This window comes from Allorhizobium paknamense (genome assembly GCF_030815125.1).
Lineage (GTDB): Bacteria > Pseudomonadota > Alphaproteobacteria > Rhizobiales > Rhizobiaceae > Allorhizobium > Allorhizobium paknamense.
In genome coordinates this window covers 442,022-463,823 of the sequence record NZ_JAUSWH010000002.1, presented here as the reverse complement: position 1 = coordinate 463,823, position 21,802 = coordinate 442,022, and the positions used below count along the sequence as shown (strand labels likewise).

General features: G+C 60.8%; 19 protein-coding genes. 7 read left to right on the top strand and 12 right to left on the bottom strand.

Translation table 11 applies throughout. The features are described from left to right. Nucleotides 1-77: 77 nt before the first annotated feature. Nucleotides 78-677: an SCO family protein gene (locus QO005_RS05690; RefSeq protein WP_307157015.1), complete on the bottom strand. Its 600-nt coding sequence runs from the start codon at nt 675-677 to the stop codon at nt 78-80. 122 nt (nt 678-799) lie between these two features. Next, entirely contained in the window at nt 800-952 is a 153-nt protein-coding gene (locus QO005_RS05685; protein WP_307157014.1) for a hypothetical protein, read from the bottom strand. A 169-nt stretch (nt 953-1,121) separates the two neighbouring features. Here QO005_RS05685 and QO005_RS05680 point away from each other — a divergent pair, with 169 nt between their 5' ends. The 3 genes from QO005_RS05680 to QO005_RS05670 all read left to right on the top strand — a co-directional run bounded on the left by QO005_RS05680 (nt 1,122) and on the right by QO005_RS05670 (nt 4,715). Beyond that, entirely contained in the window at nt 1,122-1,910 is a 789-nt protein-coding gene (locus QO005_RS05680) for a DUF2189 domain-containing protein (RefSeq protein ID WP_307157013.1), read from the top strand. A gap of 352 nt (nt 1,911-2,262) precedes the next feature. After that, nucleotides 2,263-4,248 (top strand): methyl-accepting chemotaxis protein, encoded by a 1,986-nt coding sequence (locus QO005_RS05675; RefSeq protein ID WP_307157012.1) that lies wholly within the window; start codon nt 2,263-2,265, stop codon nt 4,246-4,248. A 2-nt stretch (nt 4,249-4,250) separates the two neighbouring features. Beyond that, nucleotides 4,251-4,715, top strand: coding sequence for a chemotaxis protein CheW (locus QO005_RS05670; RefSeq protein WP_307157011.1), 465 nt, complete (start codon nt 4,251-4,253; stop codon nt 4,713-4,715). Between the two features lie 72 nt (nt 4,716-4,787). Here QO005_RS05670 and QO005_RS05665 read toward each other — a convergent pair whose 3' ends face one another. Both QO005_RS05665 and QO005_RS05660 read right to left on the bottom strand, forming a co-directional pair. Then, nucleotides 4,788-5,204 carry a hypothetical protein gene (locus tag QO005_RS05665; protein ID WP_307157010.1) on the bottom strand — a complete coding sequence of 139 codons (417 nt, stop codon included), beginning with the start codon at nt 5,202-5,204 and terminating at the stop codon, nt 4,788-4,790. Nucleotides 5,205-5,225: 21 nt separating this feature from the next. Then, entirely contained in the window at nt 5,226-5,714 is a 489-nt protein-coding gene (locus QO005_RS05660; protein ID WP_370878003.1) for a CreA family protein, read from the bottom strand. A gap of 329 nt (nt 5,715-6,043) precedes the next feature. Between QO005_RS05660 and QO005_RS05655 the strand changes: the two genes are divergently transcribed. The 4 genes from QO005_RS05655 (at nt 6,044) to QO005_RS05640 (ending at nt 10,469) form a co-directional block, all read left to right on the top strand. After that, nucleotides 6,044-6,562 carry a GNAT family N-acetyltransferase gene (locus QO005_RS05655; RefSeq protein WP_307157009.1) on the top strand — a complete coding sequence of 173 codons (519 nt, stop codon included), beginning with the start codon at nt 6,044-6,046 and terminating at the stop codon, nt 6,560-6,562. A 510-nt stretch (nt 6,563-7,072) separates the two neighbouring features. After that, nucleotides 7,073-9,028, top strand: coding sequence for a DEAD/DEAH box helicase (locus QO005_RS05650; RefSeq protein ID WP_307157008.1), 1,956 nt, complete (start codon nt 7,073-7,075; stop codon nt 9,026-9,028). Nucleotides 9,029-9,088: 60 nt separating this feature from the next. Next, nucleotides 9,089-10,048, top strand: a complete 960-nt coding sequence (locus QO005_RS05645; protein ID WP_307157007.1) for a TIGR02587 family membrane protein — start codon at nt 9,089-9,091, stop codon at nt 10,046-10,048. Between the two features lie 10 nt (nt 10,049-10,058). Continuing rightward, entirely contained in the window at nt 10,059-10,469 is a 411-nt protein-coding gene (locus tag QO005_RS05640) for a TIGR02588 family protein (RefSeq protein WP_307157006.1), read from the top strand. A gap of 58 nt (nt 10,470-10,527) precedes the next feature. Here the strand turns inward: QO005_RS05640 and QO005_RS05635 are convergent, their stop codons facing one another. The 8 genes from QO005_RS05635 to ftsZ all read right to left on the bottom strand — a co-directional run bounded on the left by QO005_RS05635 (nt 10,528) and on the right by ftsZ (nt 21,788). Then, a complete protein-coding gene (locus QO005_RS05635) occupies nt 10,528-10,884 on the bottom strand; it encodes a hypothetical protein (RefSeq protein WP_307157005.1) in 357 nt (118 codons plus the stop codon). 356 nt (nt 10,885-11,240) lie between these two features. Next, the gene (gene ligA, locus QO005_RS05630; protein WP_307157004.1) at nt 11,241-13,397 is read right to left on the bottom strand and encodes an NAD-dependent DNA ligase LigA; all 2,157 of its coding nucleotides are present in this window, start codon (nt 13,395-13,397) and stop codon (nt 11,241-11,243) included. 56 nt (nt 13,398-13,453) lie between these two features. Next, complete coding sequence (locus tag QO005_RS05625) at nt 13,454-14,272, bottom strand: endonuclease/exonuclease/phosphatase family protein (protein ID WP_307157003.1); 819 nt, start codon at nt 14,270-14,272, stop codon at nt 13,454-13,456. 59 nt (nt 14,273-14,331) lie between these two features. Further along, complete coding sequence (gene cls / locus QO005_RS05620; RefSeq protein WP_307157002.1) at nt 14,332-15,780, bottom strand: cardiolipin synthase; 1,449 nt, start codon at nt 15,778-15,780, stop codon at nt 14,332-14,334. Between the two features lie 139 nt (nt 15,781-15,919). Then, nucleotides 15,920-17,593 carry a DNA repair protein RecN gene (gene recN, locus QO005_RS05615; protein WP_307157001.1) on the bottom strand — a complete coding sequence of 558 codons (1,674 nt, stop codon included), beginning with the start codon at nt 17,591-17,593 and terminating at the stop codon, nt 15,920-15,922. A 34-nt stretch (nt 17,594-17,627) separates the two neighbouring features. Then, entirely contained in the window at nt 17,628-18,485 is an 858-nt protein-coding gene (locus QO005_RS05610) for an outer membrane protein assembly factor BamD (protein WP_307157080.1), read from the bottom strand. A gap of 230 nt (nt 18,486-18,715) precedes the next feature. Beyond that, complete coding sequence (lpxC, locus tag QO005_RS05605; protein WP_307157000.1) at nt 18,716-19,672, bottom strand: UDP-3-O-acyl-N-acetylglucosamine deacetylase; 957 nt, start codon at nt 19,670-19,672, stop codon at nt 18,716-18,718. A gap of 289 nt (nt 19,673-19,961) precedes the next feature. Then, nucleotides 19,962-21,788, bottom strand: coding sequence for a cell division protein FtsZ (ftsZ, locus tag QO005_RS05600; protein WP_307156999.1), 1,827 nt, complete (start codon nt 21,786-21,788; stop codon nt 19,962-19,964). Between the last annotated feature and the right edge of the window lie 14 nt (nt 21,789-21,802).

Below are 21,802 nucleotides of genomic sequence, written 5' to 3'. Positions count from 1 at the left end.
GGACGCATCATTCCTTCGGAAAAAACAGGTTTCCGCTACACCGGCTCACACGCCAATGCAACAGAGCAGCGGCGGTATCAACCCTTGGCCAGATTTTCCAGCTTCTTCACCGCCACATCCGGATTTTCGCCGTAAGCAATGGTGCCCTTGAAGCGGCCCTCGCCATCCAGCAGGAAGACGGAGGCGGTATGATCCATGGTGTAATCGCCATTGGGGTTCTTCTCGTCCACCGGTACCTTCTTGGCATAGACGCGGAAGCCCTTGACCATGTCCATGACCTTGTCGGGCGCACCACCAATGGCGGTGATGCGCTTCGAAACGTTTGAGACATACTGGTTGAGAATATCCGGCGTGTCGCGCTCGGGATCGACAGTCACGAAATAGGCGTTCAGCTTCTTGCCATCGGGATCGACCTTGCCCAGCCAGCCATCCAGCTCGAACAGCGTGGTGGGGCAGACTTCAGGGCAATGGGTAAAGCCGAAAAACAGCGCCGTGGGCTTGCCGCGCAGGGCCTGCTCGGTAATCGGCTGGCCGTGCTGATCGACCAGTTGAAACGGCACGCCAAAAGGCGCCTCGGAGATCTGCTGGCTGGAGCGTCCTATCTCGAGGGTGAGATAGCCAAGCACGCCCGCCGCCGCGATGGCCAGAACCCACAATACGATCCGCACCTTTTTCATGTCACCGTCTCACATTCCGTTTCCTGCCGCCTACAGGATAAGCAGCGGCAAGCACAAATCAATTGCATGTCAGGGCAAGCCGCTGCAGCAGATGGACGCAGGCCATCACGATGCATGTCGGCTCAAAAGCAGTTGGAAAGGCCGTTAGCGGCAAGCGTCAGGATCATATCCGCGCCGTAAAAGATCCAGCCGAGAAAGCCCGCGGCACTGACAGCCACCGCCAGAAGGAGCAGGAAGCCAAAACTTAAGCGCCTGGATGTCAGAATTGCGTTCATGGCCGATCATAGCGCCAACAGGCGCCCCTGGCGAGCATGCGGCATGGCATTTTGCTAGAAATAATTGCAACCATCCGGTGAAGATGACGATTATCAAGGACGAATCCCGACCAGTTGTTCAAGCTCATCCGTGAAACATGTCGTCATCCAGGTTTCTTGGGAGGGAAAGATGGGCGATCAGGCAGCAGGCAGTTCCACATCCGAGGTGATCACTCTCAGAAAGCTCAAGGCCTCGGATGTGTGGCGAGCTTTTCAGCTGGGGTACAGGGATTTCAGGCTTTATCCGGCCTATGGCCTGTTCTTTGGCGGCATTTACGGGCTGGGCGGATTGTTCATCGTCTACGGTCTGCTGCTGCTGCACATGCCGTGGCTGATCATTCCTGTCGCCATCGGTTTTCCGCTCATCGGTCCCTTCGTCGCGGTCGGCCTTTATGAGATCAGCCGCCGTCATGAGATGGGCGAGGAGATCAGCTGGCGCGCCGTGCTGGCACAGGTTTTTCGCCAGCGGGAACGGCAATTGTCCTGGATGGCCTTTGTGGTGCTGTTCATTTTCTGGATCTGGATCTATCAGGTGCGACTTTTAATGGTGCTGTTTCTCGGTTCGCACATTCCAGCCTCGCTCGCCGGCTTCCTGGCGCTGGTGATCGGCGCGCCGCAGGGAATGGCCTTTCTGGCCGTCGGCACCCTCGTCGGCGGCGTCATCGCCGGCCTTCTTTTCAGCGTTACCGTGCTGGCCATGCCGCTGCTGCTCGACCGGGACATGGATTTCATCACCGCCATGATGACCAGCCTGCGCTTCGTGGCGGAAAACAAGCTGCCAGCCTTCATCTTCGGCGCCACCATCGCGCTGGCTGCAATACTCGCCATGCTACCCGCCTTTCTCGGCCTGTTCCTGGCGCTGCCGGTGATGGGCCACGCCACCTGGCATCTCTATCGCCAGGCCGTGCAGCAGGGCTGATACCACTGATCCCGAAAAGGCTGAAAATGCCGCCGACACGGCGTCCTTCTGCATGTATTCCACAATAGAGCGTTTCATTGTTTCACGGAAACATTGAAACGCTCTAACTCTTTGTTTCTACGCATTTCCGGACGGAAAACCGGTTACCACTTTTCCTGGAAATGCTCTAGCCTCATCTCCGCGGACACTTTCCCCTCACCAGCCCTCTACGTAAGTAATTTCTAAAAATAAACGCTTACTTTAGCGGAAGATTAACTTGTTCCGGTTGAATTTGAATCCACTAATGAGCGAGGGATTCGCCTGGGCTGCGCGCTGCGCAGCTCCGGCGACAGGGTAAAGGTCGAGGCAGATCATGGCAGATGTAACGAAAGCAGCCGGCCTCTCGGTCGGCAGCAGGTTGATGACGCTCGGTGGGGCCGCCGTTTGCGGTATCGCGGCCATGCTGGCAGTCGGCTATTACCAGAGCAGCCAGGTGGATGCTTCGCTGCACCGGGCGCTGATGCTGAAAACCAAGCTCGAGACGATCAATGAATTGCGCCTTGCCAACGGCGAACTCACGCTGGCTGCCATGGATACGATCATCGACCGGGATGAAGGCAGCATTCAACCCGAGCGGGTAAAGATCATCACAGCGGCGGGAAGCGCCCTGACCAAGGCTGCCCCGCTGGTCAAGGAGATCGCAGGCGAAATCGGGCAACCCGCCATAGCGGCGACGTATGAAGCCGACAGCGCCAGTCTTTTCCGGGAAATCTCGGTGGAACTGAAGCGGCTTGTCGAAACCCGTGCGCCGGAAGCCGATTACGACCGGATCGACAATGTGATTGACAGCGCCGGTACCCGCCTTGGCGATCTGCTGGGCAACCTCTCCAATGCCGCCACCCTGCTGGTCGAGCAAAGGGTGAATGAAGCCACCGACGCTTCCAGCCGCTCCATAAGCTATCAGCTGACCATTGGCCTGCTGGCCTTCCTGACCGTTCTTGCCTTGCAGTTCGTGCACGCGCGCTCCATTCTGAACGGCCTGCGGGGTGTGCGCACCAGCCTCAGATCCATCATCGACGGTGATTACGAAACGCCGATCAACGCGCTCGAACGGCGCGACGAAATCGGCGACATCGCCCGTTCGGCGGAAATTTTCCGTGATTCCGTGAAGGAAAAACGCAAGCTCGAGCAGGAGGCGGAAGCCAATCTGCGTCTGCATGAAAACGAGGTCCGCGAGCGTGAATCTGCCACCCGGGCCGAACGGGACCGCATGCAGGCGGCCGTAGAGGCCCTGGCCGACGGGCTGAACCGCCTTGCCGATGGCGATCTGCAAGTGGTGATCGACAAGCCCTTCCCGCAGGACATGGAGCGCCTGAAGAGCGACTTCAACCAGGTCACGACCCGGCTCAAAAATGTCATGTCGGAAATCTCCGCCAATTCGCACTCGATCCTGGCCAACAGCGTCGAAATGCGCGTGGCAGCCGACGATCTGGCGCGCCGTACCGAACAGCAGGCCGCCTCGCTGGAAGAAACCTCCGCCGCCCTGAACCAGGTCACGCAGACGGTGCGCACATCGGCGGAGCGCGCCGAACATGCCAGCCAGATGGTGGAAAAGGCAAAGGATTATGCCGAGGAATCGGCCACTGTTGTCGGCGAAGCCATGTCGGCCATGGAGCGCATCCAGTCGGCAACCGGCGAGATCGGCAAGATCATCAACGCCATTGACGAGATCGCCTTCCAGACCAACCTGCTGGCGCTGAATGCCGGTGTGGAAGCAGCCCGCGCCGGTGACGCTGGCAAGGGCTTTGCCGTTGTCGCGCAGGAAGTGCGCGCCTTGGCCGGACGCGCCGCTGACGCCGCCCGCGATATCAAGACGCTTGTCGGCAAATCCAATGACGAAGTGCTGACCGGGGTGGACCTTGTGAAGGCCGCAGGCGACGCGCTGCATAGAATTGGTGAGGATGTTTTACGAATTAACGATCATGTTAAGTCGATCGTAACCTCGGCGCGCGAACAATCAGTGGGACTGAATGAAATCAATTCCGCCGTCGGTCAAATGGATCAGGTGACGCAACAGAACGCGGCCATGGTCGAGGAAACCAATGCGGCAAGCCATGCACTGGCCGGCGACGCCGAAAATCTCGGCAGGCTGGTCGGACAGTTCAAGACCGGCAGTGGCGCCAAACCCGCCACGGCCAAACCGCAGCCTGCAAGCGCGGCTTCCGCACCGAAGCCATCGCCTGCAAAGCAACTCATGAACAAGGTTGCGGGCGCATTCTCCAAGGGGACTGCCACACCGGCGAGAGCCGCGACAGCAGCCGCCACCGCAGCATCAACGGATCATTGGGAAGAATTTTGACCATGAGCAATGCCATCAAGCAGTCCGGGGCCTATCTGGAAATCGTGTCCTTCCATCTGGGTGACCAGGAATTCTGTATCGACATCATGGCCATCCGCGAAATTCGCGGCTGGGCGCCCGTCACCCCCATGCCGCACACGCCGCCCTATGTTCTGGGGCTGATCAACCTGCGCGGCGCGGTGATCCCGGTCATCGACATGGCCTGCCGCCTGGGCATGCGCATGACGGAACCGTCGGAGCGCTCGGCCATCATCGTCACCGACATCGCTGGCAAGCTGGTCGGCCTGCTGGTGGAACAGGTTTCCGACATGATGACCATTCGCAGCGAAGACCTGCAGCCGCCGCCGGAAATCATTCCGGAAGCCCAGCGCGCCTTCTCGCGCGGCATCGTGGCGCTGGAAAAGTCCATGGTCTGCTTCCTCAACCTGGACACGGTCATCGCCGACGAACTGGCGCACGCCGCCTGATACGGCAGCCCCGCTCCCAAACGTCAGGAAGGCCGCTGAAAGCGCCTCTGATGCGAGAGCGTGGATACGCCTTTATATCAACCGTCCGGATCGGAGTGATGGCCCGATCCGGCGGCGTTTTGCTTTGAGCATCAACGCCGATGGTGATTGTTTCTTTTTTGGGCCAAAGAAGAGCGGGAAGCCCACAGGCTGTGCACCACGTCTCAGGCAAAGATTGATCCTGAAAGCAAAAAATGAAAATCGCCCTGGATGGCGTCCGGGCGATTTTCCTGATCCGTCGGAGAACGGACCTTTCTTGGCAGAGCCCTTGCAGACAGCGACATCATCACCGCCACAAGATGCATTGCCACTTTGCACCATCTCAAAGCTTGCATAAAGTGACAGGATACGCCAAATCCTGTCCACATCCGGGAGCATTCTGACCTTTTTTGGTTCTTCGCCTGGTTGCACCCCCGGAAAAATACGGGGAACAGATTTCACCGTTGGCAAGACAGGCTTTCAGCCCAAAGATCAAGGCTTGCCGTTTTTCCAGCTGACCTGCTGGTTGAAAAGCGGCACGGTCGAGATGGCCATCTTGGCGGAGCCGTTCACCACCTGCCGCGAATGGGCAAGATAGATCAGCGTATCGTTCTCCTTGTCATAGATGCGGTTGACCACCAGGCTCTTCCAGATCAGGGACCGACCCTGCTTGAAGACCTCCTCCCCGCCCTTGGAGAGATTGATGTCGCCGATCTCGATCGGCCCGGTCTGACGGCAGGCAATGGAGTTGTTGGACGGGTCTTCAAACCAGTTGCCCTTGTGCAGGCGGTCGATCAGCGAACGGTCGAAATAGGTGACATGGCAGGTCACGCCCTTGACGCCGGGATCTGTTACGGCCTCCACGACAATGTCATTGCCCACCCAGTCCACGCCCACCTTACCCACTTCATCGGCATGGGCCGGAAGAAAAGACAGACCGGACAGAACAGCCGCCGCAGCGGTCAATTTGATCATGCGCATTGCAAAGCTCCCGTTTCGTCACAGGTGAGAGAAGATATCCTTCGGCAAACCGGCAGCCCCCGGTCTCTCCTCAACACGTTTTTATATGCAGGAAGCAACAAGACGTTCAGCAAGACAAGTGGTTCCACCATCGTGCTTGACATTCTGAAACGGCATCTCATTATCATCGAATGATGATGTATCTGTCTTCCACACTTGTGACCATGACCACCGTCCCAGTCCGGGGACGGGGCTATCGTCGCATGCGCTGACGCAAGACGATTATCCCCGCAACCCCGCCGCAGCGGGGTTTGCCACGGCACCTGCTCCGGCTTTTCCAAGGAGCCAGAATGTCAGCCTTTCCTTCTCATGCCCAGCCCGGTGCCAACGCCTGCGTCATTCGCGCCAGTATTCCTGCCGATGCGAGCGGGTTGGCTGCATTACACAATCTTCCTGGTTACAGACAGGGAACCCTGCGAATTCCCTTTCACACCGAAGCGGAGCTGCGGAGGCGATTGGAATCAAAGCCCCCGGAAGTGACCACCCTGCTCGCAGAGATCGACGGCCAGATCGTCGGCGATATCGGCATGACGCGGTTCACCGGTCGCCGCAATCACGTCGCAACGATCGGCATGGGGGTGCATGATGATTTCCAGCGGCGAGGCATTGGCCGGGCGCTGCTCTCGGCAATCATCGATCTTGCCGATAACTGGCTGAACATCACCCGGCTGGAACTGACGGTTTACACGGATAACGCCGCCGCCATCGGCCTCTATCAGAGCTTCGGCTTCGAGCAGGAGGGCCTGCACCGCGCCTTCGCCTTCAGAAACGGCATTTTTGTCGATGCCCTGGCGATGGCGCGACTTTAGTTTCTAGAGCATGTCGCGCAAAAGTGTGCAGCGGTTTTGCGATAACGACATGCTTTTAAACAAGACCTTAAAGCACGTTGCATGAGGCTGATAAGCCGCAACGTGCTTTAATGTTTTCTTTGGTATTTTTTGGAAAACCGGGTTCCGCTTTTCCCTTACAAACTCCAGAGGATTGTCCAGGGAAAAGTGCGTAGCGGTTTGCTGTCCAAACATGCGTAAAGACAGAGAGTCGGAGCGTTTCAGTGTTTCCGTGAAGGACTGAAACGCTCCAGGATAACTCATCGTTCGGCTTGAGCGGGGAGTGGAATTCTGCCGATCCCCCCACCGGGTTTCGCCAGCACACACGCCCAAAACGCCGCTTGTACCGGCACCTCCCCGCATCTTTTAACCCTTCACCGAAATTCTCCCTGTACTTCGCGAGGATTGCGCTTTAGGAAGACACCAAAATATGCCGCCCGCCCGGCTTTTTATGCCGTGGGCCTGCTGCCACTCATTTCGAAAGATGAACCGATGACGAATTTTGACGGCATCGTCCCGGCAATTGCCGAGGCCTTGCTGAAACGCGGCTATGAGACCCTGACCCCCGTCCAGCAGGCCATGCTGAACGATGATCTCGACGGTCAGGATGCGCTTGTCTCCGCGCAGACCGGCTCCGGCAAGACCGTGGCCTTCGGCCTTGCCATGGCCTCTGGCCTGCTGGAAGGCCGCGACCGCTTTGGCCGCGCGGGCCCGCCGCTGGCGCTGGCCATTGCCCCCACCCGCGAACTGGCCTTGCAGGTAAAGCGGGAGCTGGAATGGCTCTACGAAATGACCGGCGCGACCATCGCCTCCTGCGTGGGTGGGATGGATATCCGCAATGAGCGCCGGGCGCTGGAGCGTGGCGCGCATATCGTCGTCGGCACGCCGGGCCGCTTGCGTGACCACATTACCCGCAACGCGCTCGACCTTTCCGATCTGCGCGCCGTGGTGCTGGACGAGGCCGACGAAATGCTGGACCTCGGCTTCCGTGAGGATCTGGAATTCATTCTGGAGCAGGCGCCTGAAGATCGGCGCACGCTGATGTTCTCGGCCACCGTGCCCCGCGCCATTGCCGATCTCGCCCGCAGCTATCAGAAACCGGATGCGCGGCGCATCGAAACCGCTGCCGAAAAGAAGCAGCATGTCGATATCGATTACCGCGCCATGCTGGTTTCCCCGGCTGACAAGGAAAACGCCATCATCAACGTACTGCGCTTCTATGAAGCCCGCAACGCCATCGTTTTCTGCTCCACCCGCGCCAATGTGAACCATCTGACGGCGCGGCTGCACAATCGCGGTTTTTCGGTCGTCGCCCTCTCCGGCGAGCTTTCCCAAAACGAGCGCACCCATGCACTGCAGGCCATGCGCGATGGCAGGGCGCGGGTCTGCATCGCCACCGATGTCGCCGCCCGCGGGATCGATCTTCCGGGTCTGGAACTGGTCATCCATGCCGATCTGCCTACCAATTCCGAAACCCTGCTGCATCGTTCCGGCCGCACGGGCCGCGCCGGCAACAAGGGCGTTTCCGCACTGATCGTGCCGGTCAACCTGCGCCGCAAGGCAGAGAGGCTGCTGGATGGCGCCCATGTGCGTCCCGCATGGGTCTTGCCGCCAAGCGCCGACGAGGTTCTGGCCCGTGACGACGAGCGCCTGCTGGCGGACGCGACGCTGGCCGAGACCGTTGGCGAGGACGAGGCCGAGATGGTGCAGCGCCTGCTGGCCGAACATGGCGCGGAAAAGCTTGCCGCCGCCTTCATCCGCAATTATCGCGGTAGCCGTTCCGCGCCTGAGGATCTGGTGCCGGTTACCGTCGATGCGCCGAAGCGTCCGCGCCGCGAGCGGGATGAATTTGCCGCCGATGGCAGGGAAGTGCCGCCGCATCGCGAAAGCCGCCCCCGGGACGCCTTCGGCCCCAGCCGCTGGTTTTCGCTTTCGGTTGGCCGCCGCCAGAATGCCGAGCCGCGCTGGCTGATCCCCATGCTATGCCGCAATGGCCAGATCACCAAGGCCGAAATCGGCGCAATCAAGATGCAGCCGGAAGAAACCTTCGTGGAGATTGCCGAGGATGGCGTGGATCAGTTCCTCTCCTCCATCGGCCCGAACAAGATGCTTGAGCGCGGCATTCAGGTGCGCCCGCTGAAGGGCATGCCGGATTTCTCCGCGCCGCCCAAGGCACCGCGTGATCGCAAGCCCTATGGCAATCGCGACAATGGTGATAGCCGTCCCGCCAGCCGTCCCGCCAAGTCGCAGGGCCGCTTTAAGGACGATCTCGCCCGCACCGACGCAGAGGTCTGGGGCGATGCACCGAGCGCAAAGCCGCGCCGCGATGATTGGAAGCCCAAGGGCGATCGCCCGGCCAAGCCCTTCAAGGGCGGCAAGCCGAAATTCGATGATCGCGGCCCGGCTGCGGACCGCAAGAAGCCGCGCAAGAGCAAGCCGAACGGCTGATGATGATGCTGATGGAACTCTCTGGCCGCCTCAACACTTTAAGCGGCCAGAGGATGTTTCATGCAGACATATCAGAGCGAGGCACACCGAAAATCCGCAACGGACGATCTGAGGGCAGACACGCATAAGCCCTCCTCATCGCTGCATCTCAGCGGGTTGGCCCGGGGGCTGGCGGGATCTCTGCTCTTCTCCCTTCCCATGCTGATGACCATGGAAATGTGGTTTCTCGGCTTTTACATGGATCGCTGGCGGCTGATCCTGCTGCTGGTGATCAACCTTCCCCTTCTCATTCTATTGGCCCGGCGCATCGGCTTCGAGCGTACCGTCAGCTGGACGGATGCTGCTCGCGACGCTGTGATCGCCTATGCGCTCGGCATCATCGCCAGCGCCATGATTCTTGCCGTTTTCGGAGTCATAACCTTCGATATGTCGGTGAGTGAATGGCTCGGCAAGATCGCCATACAGGCCGTGCCGGCCAGCATTGGCGCCATGCTGGGGCGCAGCCAGCTGGGCCAGCACCAGGAAAGCGAGGAAGACGATGACGCAACGGAAGCGAACACCAGAGCATTTCCAGAAAAAGTGGAAGCCGGTTTTCCCTCCGGAAATGCGCGTAAACGATCTGAGGAAACCAGCTATGCGGTGGAACTGGCGATGATGGCGGTCGGGGCGCTGTTTCTGGCTTTCAACATGGCGCCCACCGAGGAGATGATCCTGATCGCCTACAAGATGACGCCCTGGCATGCGCTGGCGCTGATGATCCTGTCCATTCTGCTGATGCACGGCTTCGTCTACGCGCTTTCCTTTCCCGGCGGCCATCGGCTGGAAAAGGGTGTGCCCGGCTGGCATGCGCTGATCCGCTTCACCTTGCCCGGCTATGTCGTGGCGCTGGCGATCAGCGCCTATCTGCTCTGGAGTTTTGGCCGGCTGGATGACACCGCCGCCTTCGAAATGGCCATGGCCACCATTGTGCTCGGCTTTCCCGCCGCCCTTGGCGCCGCCGCGGCCCGCCTGATTTTATAGGAGTGCTCCCATGACGATGACACACCATGGCGTGCAGACCGAAAAGCCGACGCCGCACCGGCTGGAATGGACCACGGGCTTGATCTCCACCCTTCTCGTGGCTGGCCTGTTCGGCTGGGTGGGCTATGAAGCCTTAACCGCGGCCAGCGTCCCACCGGACTTGACCGTCCATGCGCTGTCCACCGAACACCTTCCCTCCGGCTGGCGCGTGACCTTCGAGGTGAAGAACCACGCCCCGAGCACCGCCGCAAGCGTGGAAATTCGCGGCGAAATTCTGGAGAGCGGCCAGCCGGTGGAAGAATCGGAAGTCACCTTCGACTATGTGCCCGGCCATTCCAAATCCACCGGCTCGCTCAGCTTCATTCGCGACCCGAACGGCAAATCCTTAAGGCTCCGCGCCGTTGGCATGGCAGAACCTTGATGTCTTCCGGGCTTTTCCTCTGATCGATATCGATCCTTGGAGAAAACCCCTCAACACATTACCGGGACGTGAGCGTGTATTGGCCGAGATTGCAGAGATCGACCTTGCTCATCAGGTCGTAATAGCCGGAATCCTGCTCCATCTCACCCAGTACGCCATATTTGCAGGTGCCGTCATTCGGAACGGTGACAATACGGCTCTTGTTCTTGCCGACGCTGTGACCATTCAGCACCTCCACCTTTCCGCCGGTGCCGTCAAGAGACCGGAAGGTCAGGCGAACGATGGCCGAGTCGGTCTTGTTGACGAACAGGAAGCGATGGCTGCCGGAGGCCTTGGCGGGTGCCTTGGCATTCGTTGAGGCAGCAGAAGCCGTCGAGACCATGGCGAGCGACGCCAGGCCAACAGCCAAACCCATGAATAAACGCATAATGTCCCCATGAAACCCGTGCTGCGCAAACCAGGGGCGGTGTGACATCGGCACGAAAAGAGATTAAACCCAAAGCGCCCCTCCCGATGCCCCTCGGCGGCAGCGCCCACCTGCATAATTCCTTAAATCGGAATCGATTTAAGGTGAAAATTATGCAGCACATTTAAAGTCCTACAGCGTCCTTTGTGCGTTTGATAAAACGCACGGCGCTGTAGCGCAGATTTTCCCTGCGCAGTGAAAGAGATGCATCTGAACATGGAACATTGCAAGAGAGGTAGTGGAACAAAATCACCCCGTGCCGGAAAGCGTGAACGTCCCGTTGCAACCACCCGTTCAGACCATGATCACCCGCCGATCAAGGCCAGCCACTCATCTTCCGTCATGACGCTCACGCCAAGCTCGCGGGCCTTGTCCAGCTTGGAACCGGCGCCAGGACCCGCCACGACATAATCGGTCTTCTTCGATACCGATCCCGCCACCTTGGCGCCCAGTCCTTCCGCCCGCGCCTTCGCCTCGTCACGGGTGAACCGTTCCAGCGAGCCGGTGAAGACCACGGTCTTGCCCGCCACAGGGCTGTCACCCACAGCTTGCGCCTCCGCATCCTGCGGAGTCACCTCGTCCAGCAGACGCGACACCACTTCCAGATTGCGGGGCTCCTTGAAAAATTCGACGATGGAGGCGGCCACCACCTCGCCAATGCCTTCAATGGCGTTCAGCTCATTCCAGGCCTCGCCGAATTTCGGAGCCGCCGCCTGCATGGCCTCGGAAAAATGCGCGTAGGAGCCGTAGGAGCGCGCCAGAAGCTTGGCCGTCGTCTCGCCCACATGGCGAATGCCGAGCGCGAAGATGAAGCGGTTCAGCGCGATTTCACGGCGCGCATCGATGGCATCGAACAGCTTGCGGACACTGACACGCCCGAAGCCCTCGATATTCTCCAGCTTGGCCAGTGACGTTTCCTGGCGTTTTTTCAGGGTGAAGATATCCGGCGCGGTGCGGATCATCAGCGCCGGATCCTCGCTCTCGAAGAAGAAATCCACCTGCTTCGTGCCCAGCCCTTCGATGTCGAAGGCATTGCGCGAGACGAAATGCTTGATGTGCTCCTTAGCCTGGGCCGAACAGACGAAACCGCCCGTGCAGCGGGTGACGGAATCGAGCTTGCCGGTCTTTTCGTTGCGCTCCCGCACCGCATGGCTGCCGCAGACCGGGCAGGTCTTCGGAAAGTCATAGGCCACCGCATCATCGGGCCGCTTCTCCAGCACCACGTCCAGCACCTGCGGAATCACATCCCCGGCCCGCTGCACGATCACCGTATCGCCGACGCGAATATCATGCCCCTCGGGGCGGATGCGCTCGCCGCTATTGCCAATCCCCAAAATGTAATCGGCATTGTGCAGCGTCGCATTGGTCACCACCACGCCGCCGACGGTGATCGGCTCCAGCCGCGCCACGGGTGTCAGCGCGCCGGTGCGACCCACCTGGATGTCGATCTTCTCCACCCGGGTAAAGGCCTGCTCCGCCGGAAACTTGTGCGCCGTTGCCCAGCGCGGCGAGCGCGAACGAAAGCCCAGCCGCGCCTGCAAATCCAGGCGGTCCACCTTGTAGACAACGCCATCGATATCGTAATCCAGATCGGCGCGCTGAAGCCCGATCTCGCGGTAATGGGCGAGGATCTCCTCCACCGAGGTCAGCCGCCGCGTCAGCGGATTGACCGGAAAGCCCCAGCGCCGGAACACCTCCACCATGCCATGCTGGGTATCGGCAGGCATCTCGCTCATTTCCCCCCAGGCATAGGCAAAGAAGCGCAGCTTGCGGCTGGCCGTCACCTTGGCGTCCAACTGGCGCAGCGAGCCTGCGGCGGTGTTGCGTGGGTTCACATAGGTCTGCTTGCCTTCCGCCTCCATCTGGGCGTTCAGCGCCAGAAAGTCGCTCTTGGCCATATAGACTTCGCCGCGCACCTCCACCACATCCGGCGCATCCTCCGGCAGTTCGGTGGGGATTTCCTTTATGGTGAGAATATTGGCAGTGACATTTTCACCCGTCGTGCCATCGCCACGCGTGGCCGCCGTCTTCAGCTTGCGGCCCTCATAGCGGATCGACATGGAAAGCCCATCGATCTTCGGCTCGGCGGTAAAGGCAATGGAGTTGTCCGGCATCTGGCCAAGGAAGCGATAGACCGAGGCAACGAAATCCTGAACGTCCTCATCCGAAAAGGTGTTGTCCAGCGACAGCATGGGCCGTGCATGGGTAATCTGCGCAAACACACCCGTGGGCGCTGCTCCCACGCGCTGCGAAGGACTATCCGTGCGCACCAGTGTGGGAAACTGCGCTTCGATGGCATCGTTGCGGCGCTTCAGGGCGTCATAATCGGCGTCGGAAATCTCCGGCTGGTCCTTGCCGTGATAAAGCGCGTCGTGATGGGCGATCTCGGCGGCAAGCCGCTGAAGCTCCACCCGCGCCGCATCTTCGGTCAGCTTTTCTACCGGGATCAGTTCGTCTGCCATCGAAGTCTCCAGAATTTGCTGTCTGGTCATAACCGAAAATCGGCTGAGGAAAAGTCCTATTCCTCAGCCTCGATCACCTCTTCCAGATTGATCCAGGCCTTGAGCGGCAGATGGTCGGAGGCAAGCCGGGCCAGCGGGCTGTCATGCACGGCAATTTCGGAGAGCACGCTTGGCCGATTGGTGAGAATACGGTCCAGCGCCAGCACCGGCAGGCGCGCAGGAAAGCTGGGGACCGGCGGCGGCAGCGGGCCAAAGACCGGCTCCAGCCGCGTCAGCGCCGAGCCCGCCCCCAGCCGCCACTCATTGAAATCGCCCATCAGCACGGTCGGGCAATCCTGCCTTTCGCGCATCAGGCTCAGAATAAAATCCGCCTGCTGGCGGCGCGCCCAGCGCAACAGGCCGAGATGGGCGGCGATAATGCGCAATTCCCGGCCAGCACCCAGATCGATCTCCGCAACCACTGCGCCGCGCGGCTCCAATCCCGGTAGTACGAAGGGCCGCACATCGCGCACCATGCCCTCGCGAAACAACAGCACATTGCCGCGCCAGCCATGGGAGCGCGGCATGCCGGAGACCGGCACCCGCGTCAGCCCCATTTCATTATAGAGCCTGCTCATATCCAGCAGGCCCACGCGGTCGCCGAAACGGCGGTCGGCTTCCTGCAAGGCAATCACATCCGGGGCAATCTCGCGGATCACCTGCATCACCCGGTCGGGATCGAAGCGGCGGTCTGTCCCCACGCATTTGTGGACATTGTAAGAGGCCACGAGCAGGCCGGGCCGCTTTTCCGAAGCCACGGCCATCACCGGGCGGCCCCTGCGGTTGCGAAAGGAATTCAGCATTTGCGCCGTCAGGCTATGATCAGGCTTTTTCATCTATGGCATCATGGACCGTCAAAGGAAGGCCGCGCTCCTCTTCTGAACATCACACGCATTTACAAATAGGGCGAACCGAGCCAGAGCACGCGCTCCAGAAGCCGCACGGCAAAGGGGCGGCGGCGCAGGGCATCCAGCGTCACCTCCTCGGCGCCCTCGCGGCTTGCGGCAATCCGGCGCTCCACGAAACCGGCAAAGTCCTCGTCATAAACTTCAAGATCGATCTCGAAGTTCAATCTGAGCGAACGCGAATCCAGATTGGAGGAGCCGATATAGGCCCAGCGCCCATCCACCACCAACAGCTTCGAATGATCGAAGGGCCCGGCAGAACGGTAAATCCGGCAGCCATCCCGGAGGATGGGCTCGAACTGCGCATTCATAGCGCGGCTGACGATGGCGAGATTGTTCTTGGAAGGAACCACGATCTCCACCTGCACCCCTCGGCGCGCCGCCGTGACCAGGGCGGAGAGAAAGATATTGTCCGGCAGAAAATAGGGCGACTGAATGCGGATGGACTTTTCGGCCACGGAAAACGCCCCCATCAGCATGCGGTGATTGGCCTCCAGATTGGCATCCGGCCCGGAGGCAACGGCGCGCATGAAGGGGGCAGTCCCCGCCTCGCCTGCGGAGAGGCGAATGCGCCAGGGCTCCCCCTTCAGCACCTCGCCGGTTTCGAAATGCCAATCATCGGCAGCCACGGCGAAGAGATCGGCCACCACGGGACCCGTGACCTTGAAATGGGTATCATGGGCGGCATCCGGCCCGCAGAAAGCATCGCGCACATTCATGCCGCCCATGAAGGCCACGGCGCCATCCACCACCATGATCTTGCGGTGGGTGCGCATATTCGCATAGGGCAGACGCAGGCCGGTGATCACCTGACCGTTAAAGGCGGCAACCGTGACGTCTCCCTCTTCCAGATAACTCAGAATGCTCGGCACGCTGTAGCGCGCGCCAACGGCATCCACCAGCACCCGCACGGTCACCCCGCGTTTGCGCGCCGCAATCAGCTTGTCAGCCAGCCAGCGGCCTATCCGGTCCCTGTCGAAAATATAGGTTTCCATCAAAATGCTATGTTCGGCCTGATCGATGGCCTGCCCCATCGCCTCATAGGCCGCATCGCCGCTTTCCAGCGGTGTCAGCCGGTTGCCGGAGGTCAGCACCCGTCCGCATACCGTATCCCCCAGGCGGCGCAGCGATTCCAGCCGTTCGCCGAAGGCCGTTTCCACCCCGCCGGGATCGATGGCGTAATGCGCCAGCACCTCCCCCAGTCGGCTGCGCCGCATATTGCGCCGCGCCACGAAATTCGCCCGCCGAACCCGGTTGATACCGACAATGCCATAAATCAGCGCGCCGATAATCGGCGAAAGAATGATCACGCCCACCCAGGCAATGGCCGAGCGCACATCGCGCTTGGTCATGGCCACATGCACCGCCGCCACCGTGCCAAGAAGCGTGGAGAGCACCGCCAGAATATGCGGCCAATAGGTCTGGAGAAGATCAAACATCGCTCACCGTTAAATGGTTGAGCGCAAAGGGAAGAGGCCGAAAACGCTGCATATGCCTGAGACGCCGAACCCCATGATCTTGTTCCCTCTCACTGCTGCGCGAACATCTCGAACAAGATCGGCATGAAACGGGAAAAGATCAATGGTCTCCGGCCAGAAGCTTGGCGGCGGCGGCGCGGGCCTCGTCGGTCACCTGAGCACCGGCCAGCATGCGGGCTATTTCCTCGCGGCGGTGATCGGGGCCGATAGTGGCCACCTGGGTGGCGATCCGCTCACCGCCGGAACTGGCCGGTCCCTTGGAAATCAGGAGATGCGTGGCCGCCCGCGCCGCCACCTGCGGCGCATGAGTGACCGAAAGAACCTGCACGCGGTCCGACAGGCGTTTCAACCGCTGGCCGATGGCATCCGCCACAGCGCCGCCCACGCCGGTATCGATCTCGTCGAACACCAGCGTCGGCGCCGACCCGCGATCGGCCAGCGCCACCTTCAGCGCCAGCAGGAAGCGCGAAAGCTCACCACCGGAAGCGACCTTCATGATCGGACCAGGGCGCGTGCCCGGATTGGTCTGCACATGAAATTCGACAGTATCGATGCCTTCAGCGGCAGCATTGCCGGGATCGGCGGTGACATCCACCATGAAGCGGGCACGCTCCAGCTTCAGCGCCGGAAGTTCGGCCATCACGGCGTCCGCCAGGGCCGATGCCGCATTGCGGCGCTTGGCGGAGAGCGCTTCGGCAGCCTGATCGTAGACCGCCTTGGTCTCGGCCACGGCGGCCTCCAGCTTACCCAGCTTTTCTTCACCGGCATCGAGATCGGCCAGATCGGTGATCATCTTTTCCGCCAGAGCCGGCAGATCCGCCACCGAAACGGAGAATTTGCGGCCCGCAGCCCTCAGCGCAAACAGGCGCTCTTCCACCCGCTCCAGTTCACGCGGATCGAACTCGGTGCGGCGAAGTGCTGCCTCCACCTCCATCTGGGCACTGGAGAGCGTATCGAGCGCCGTGCCGAGCAGTGATACCGTCTCTTCCAGCAGGCCCGGGGCTTCGCCACTCTTACGCTCCAGCCGCCGCATCAGTGAGGCAATCATCGGCACGGGGCTGGCATTGCCGTTCAGGAATTCAGACGCCTCGGCAATATCACCGGCAATACGTTCGGACTTCTGCATCTGGGCGCGGCGTTCGGCCAGTTGCTCTTCCTCGCCATCCTGCGGGCTCAGGCCTTCCAGCTCTTCCACGGCGGCGCGCAGGTAATCGGCCTCGCGGGCTGCGGCCTCCACCTTGGCGCGGTGGGTTTTGAAGGCACGCTCGGCCTCGCGCCAGCGGCGATAACGCTCGCCCAGCGCCTCGGCCTCTTCCGTCAGTCCGGCAAAGGCATCCAGCAGAATGCGATGAGCCGCCGTATCCACCAGCGCCCGGTCATCGTGCTGGCCATGAATTTCCACGAGATGCTGTCCGGCTTGCCGCATCAACTGCACGCTGACCGGCTGATCGTTCACATAGGCGCGGGTGCGGCCATCGGCGGATTGAACACGGCGGAAAATCAGATCGCCATCGTCATCGATGCCGTTTTCCCGCAGCAGCAGCCGGGCCGGATGGTTCATGCCGACATCGAAGACGGCAGTCACTTGCCCCTTGTCCTCGCCATGGCGCACCAGACCACCATCACCGCGCCCGCCAAGCGCCAGCGAAAGGCTATCGAGCAGAATGGATTTGCCCGCGCCGGTCTCACCGGTCAGCACGGAAAGGCCCTGCGAAAAGCCAAGGTCCAGCCTTTCGATCAAGACAATGTCACGGATCGAAAGCTGGACCAGCATGGCGTTTCACGTCTCTTGTGGGGCTCAAGGAAAATCAGGTGGCCGAATCGCCGAGCAGCAGCTTCTTGCCTGCGCGCGAAATCCAGGATTCCTGATTTTCACGCGGCTCAAGACCGCCGCCCTTCAGCAGGTTGAAGCTATCCTGATACCACTTGCTGTCCGGATAGTTGTGGCCGAGCACGGCAGCAGCGGTCTGGGCTTCCTGCACCACGCCAAGGGCGTAATAAGCCTCGACCAGACGCGCCAGCGCCTCTTCGATCTGGTTGGTGGTCGGATATTTCTCAACCACAGTGCGGAAGCGCTGGATAGCGGCGAGATATTCCTTACGCTCCAGATAGTAACGGCCAACCTGCATTTCCTTGCCGGCCAGTTGGTCGCGGGCGAAGCGGATCTTTACCTGCGCGTCCTGCACATATTCAGAGCTCGGATAGTTATCGACCACCTTCTGCATGGCTTCGATGGTGCGGGCGGAGAATTTCTGATCCTGCGTGACGGAGGGAATCTGCCGCCAGTTGGAAAGACCGATCAGATACTGCACATAGGCCGAATCCTTCGATTCGGGATAGAGCGTCATGTAACGATTGCCGGTGGAAATGGCTTCCGTGTACTTGGCCTGGCGATACTTCACGAAGGTGCTCATCACCAGCGCCTTCTGCGACCAGTCGGAGAAGGGATTCTGCTTGTCGACGGCGTCGAACTTGCGGCCCGCTTCTGCGAGGTTACCGGCCTTGATGTTTGCGAGGCCCTGATTGTAAAGCGTTTCCGGCGGGTCGGTCTCAGCGGCCAGCTTGGTGATATCAATGTCCTTGTCGGTCTGGCAGGCGGTGATGAGACCCGCCGTGCCCACAAGGGTAAGGCACAGGGTCAGCATCCGCGCCGATTGATAGACCATGGAAGACTTCACTTCACTCATACGACAGATCCCGATTGCAGCGGCGCTTCTCCAGCCCTCGCCTTCGCAAGGCGTTTTAGCCATAAAGCCAGTATGAGGGCAACGCAATGGTCATGCTTTCATACATTTTTATGGCCGTGAAACTTTCTTCACCTTTATTTTCGCGGAAAAGCTGCGGTGAAAACAAAAAAAGGGCGCTCAGGGCGCCCTTTTCGAATCAATAGGTCACGTCATGCGCTCCAGGGCGCAAAACCCGGCTCACTCACGGCGACAAATTCGCGGGCACGCGCCTGCGCGGACCGTGCACCGGGGGCTTCCACAACTTCATAAGCGGTCGCGTCAGACAGAAGCGCCTTCAGCGCCATGGAATTGACCTTATGGCCGCCGCGATAGGAGCGATAGCAGCCGATGAACTGCGCACCCGCAAGCGCCAGATCGCCGACGGCATCCAGCGTCTTGTGACGGGCGAATTCATCGGCGTAACGCAGCCCTTCGACGTTTACGACCTTGTCGTCGTCGGAGATGACCACGGAGTTTTCCAGCGAGGAGCCCAGTGCCAGACCGGCAGCCCACAGGCGTTCGACATCGCGCATGAAACCGAAGGTGCGGGCACGCGACAATTCCGTCTTGAAGGTTTCCGCCGTCAGATTGCCCTTCCAGCCCTGGCGGCCGATCAGTGCGCAATCGAAATCGATTTCCACTTCGAACCGCGTGCCGTCAAATGGACGAAATTCGCCCCACGAAGCGCCATTTTCCACCCGTACCGTCTTCAAGACGCGAATGTAACGGCGCTTGACGCCAAGGCTCATGATACCGGCCTGCTCGATCGCGTCGATATAAACAGCGGAGCTGCCATCCATGACCGGCGTTTCCGGACCATCGACCTCGATGATCAGATTGTCGATGCCAAGGGCATAAATGGCGGCCATGACATGCTCGACGGTCGCAACCCAATGGTCCGGGGAGAAGCCGAGAACAGTGCTGAGATCGGTATTGCCGACCTGCGAAGACACGGCCTTGAGTTCCGTGACCCGGCCATCGGCATGCTGGCGGTGAAAGACAATGCCGGTACCGGCTTCGGCAGGCAGGAAACTCATCGTGACAGGCTGGCCGGAATGCACGCCGGTTCCCTTGAGGGTCGCCGGTTGAGCGATAGTGGTCTGGAAGCTCAGCAATCCGATTGCCATGGATACTCTACCTTTCAAAACCGCGGAGGATCAGCTCCACCGCGAAATTCCCAAGCGTTCCTTACTGTTCCCGACAGCAGCGATAACGCACTTCGTTATCCGGGATATACGGTTTGACACGCAACAATCCAAATCAATGTTTCTTTCCGATTGTTACGAAGTCATCCGCTTGAAAAAACACAAAAAAACTGTGGATATATTTCGTGATGGAACACAAAAACCCAGGCCGTGAGGCCTGGGTTTCAAGAATGCGTCCAAAACGGAGAGGCAGGCGTCTCCCCGGATTTTCTCAGTTCGACTGGCGGCGCAGGAAGGCCGGAATTTCCAGCTGGTCGTCATCATGGCCCATGCGCGACTGCGGCACGGCGCGGCCCTGATCGTCGAGGTTGCCACGGCGCGGCGCATAGAGGCTTGCCTCTGCCGACAGCGGACGGCGCGGCTGCTGGGCCGGGGCGGCAGGCGCGGCCTGGGCTTCCGGTGCTGCTTCCTCACCCCGGCCAAGCGAGGAGGTGATGCGGCGCAGAAGACCCATCGGACCCCGCTCTTCCGTTGCCTGCTGGGCAGCGGGCTGGGTGCGATGATCGATTTCCGCCTGAACGACCGGCGGGAAATCCTCGACCTTCGGCATGCGCACCTGCTCGGACGGACGCAGGTTGATGCTCGGCTCCTGGCGAACCGGCTGCTGCATCGGCGCCTGCGGCATGGCCGGGCGGCTCATGACCGGCGGGGCAACAGGTTCGGGCTGACGGGCAACCGGCGGCTCGGACACGTTGAAACCGGAGAACAGCTTGCTCTGCGGGCGGAAGTCATCTGCCGGGGCAGCGGCCTGCGGAGCCGGTGCGGGCTGAGCGGCCTGGGCCTGCTGCATGGCAGCCTGACGGGCAACGGCGATTTCCAGTTCGCGCTCCAGTTCGGCCTCGGCGGCGCGGATCTGGTCGGCAACCGGATCGGCAGCGCGCGGAGCGGCAACCGGGGCGCTCATGACAGGCGCCGGAGCGGGCTGCATGACGGGAGCCGGTGCAGGCTGCGGAGCCGGGGCGGCAGCGACCGGAGCCGGAGCCGGCTGGGCCGGAATGGCAGCGGACGGACGGATGATCGGCTTGGCAGCCATTGTGCGCATTTCAGCGCCGCGGGCTTCAAGCGCATTGGCGGCGCGGTCGATGCCGGTGGCAACGACGGAGACGCGGATCAGGCCTTCCAGAGCTTCATCGAAGGTCGCACCGAGGATGATGTTGGCATCCGGATCGACTTCTTCGCGGATACGGGTTGCGGCTTCGTCCACTTCGAACAGCGTCAGGTCACGACCGCCAGTGATGGAGATCAGCAGGCCCTGCGCGCCCTTCATCGAGGTTTCGTCGAGCAGCGGGTTGGCAATGGCGGCCTCGGCGGCCTGCATGGCGCGGCCCGGACCGGATGCTTCGCCGGTGCCCATCATGGCGCGGCCCATCTCGCGCATCACCGAGCGAACGTCGGCGAAGTCGAGGTTGATCAGGCCTTCCTTGACCATGAGGTCGGTGATGCAGGCAACGCCCGAATAGAGCACCTGGTCGGCCATCGCGAAGGCGTCGGCGAAGGTGGTCTTGTCGTTGGCGATGCGGAAGAGGTTCTGGTTCGGAATGACGATCAGCGTATCGACAGACTTCTGCAGTTGTTCGATGCCCGATTCGGCCAGACGCATGCGGCGCGCGCCTTCGAAATGGAAAGGCTTGGTGACCACGCCGACCGTCAGGATGCCCTTGTTGCGGGCGGCCTGCGCCACGACAGGCGCCGCACCCGTGCCGGTGCCACCACCCATGCCGGCGGTGACGAAGCACATATGCGTGCCATTCAGGTGGTCGATGATCTCATCAATGCACTCTTCGGCAGCCGCGCGGCCGACTTCCGGCTGCGAACCGGCGCCGAGACCTTCGGTGACATTGGCGCCGAGCTGGATGATGCGCTCGGCCTTGGTCATGGTCAGCGCCTGGGCATCGGTATTGGCAACCACGAAATCCACGCCCTGGAGACCGGCGGTGATCATGTTGTTCACGGCATTGCCGCCACCGCCGCCAACGCCGAAAACGGTGATGCGCGGCTTCAGCTCGGTAATGTCCGGCTTGTGCAGATTGATGGTCATACTTTCCGTTCCTT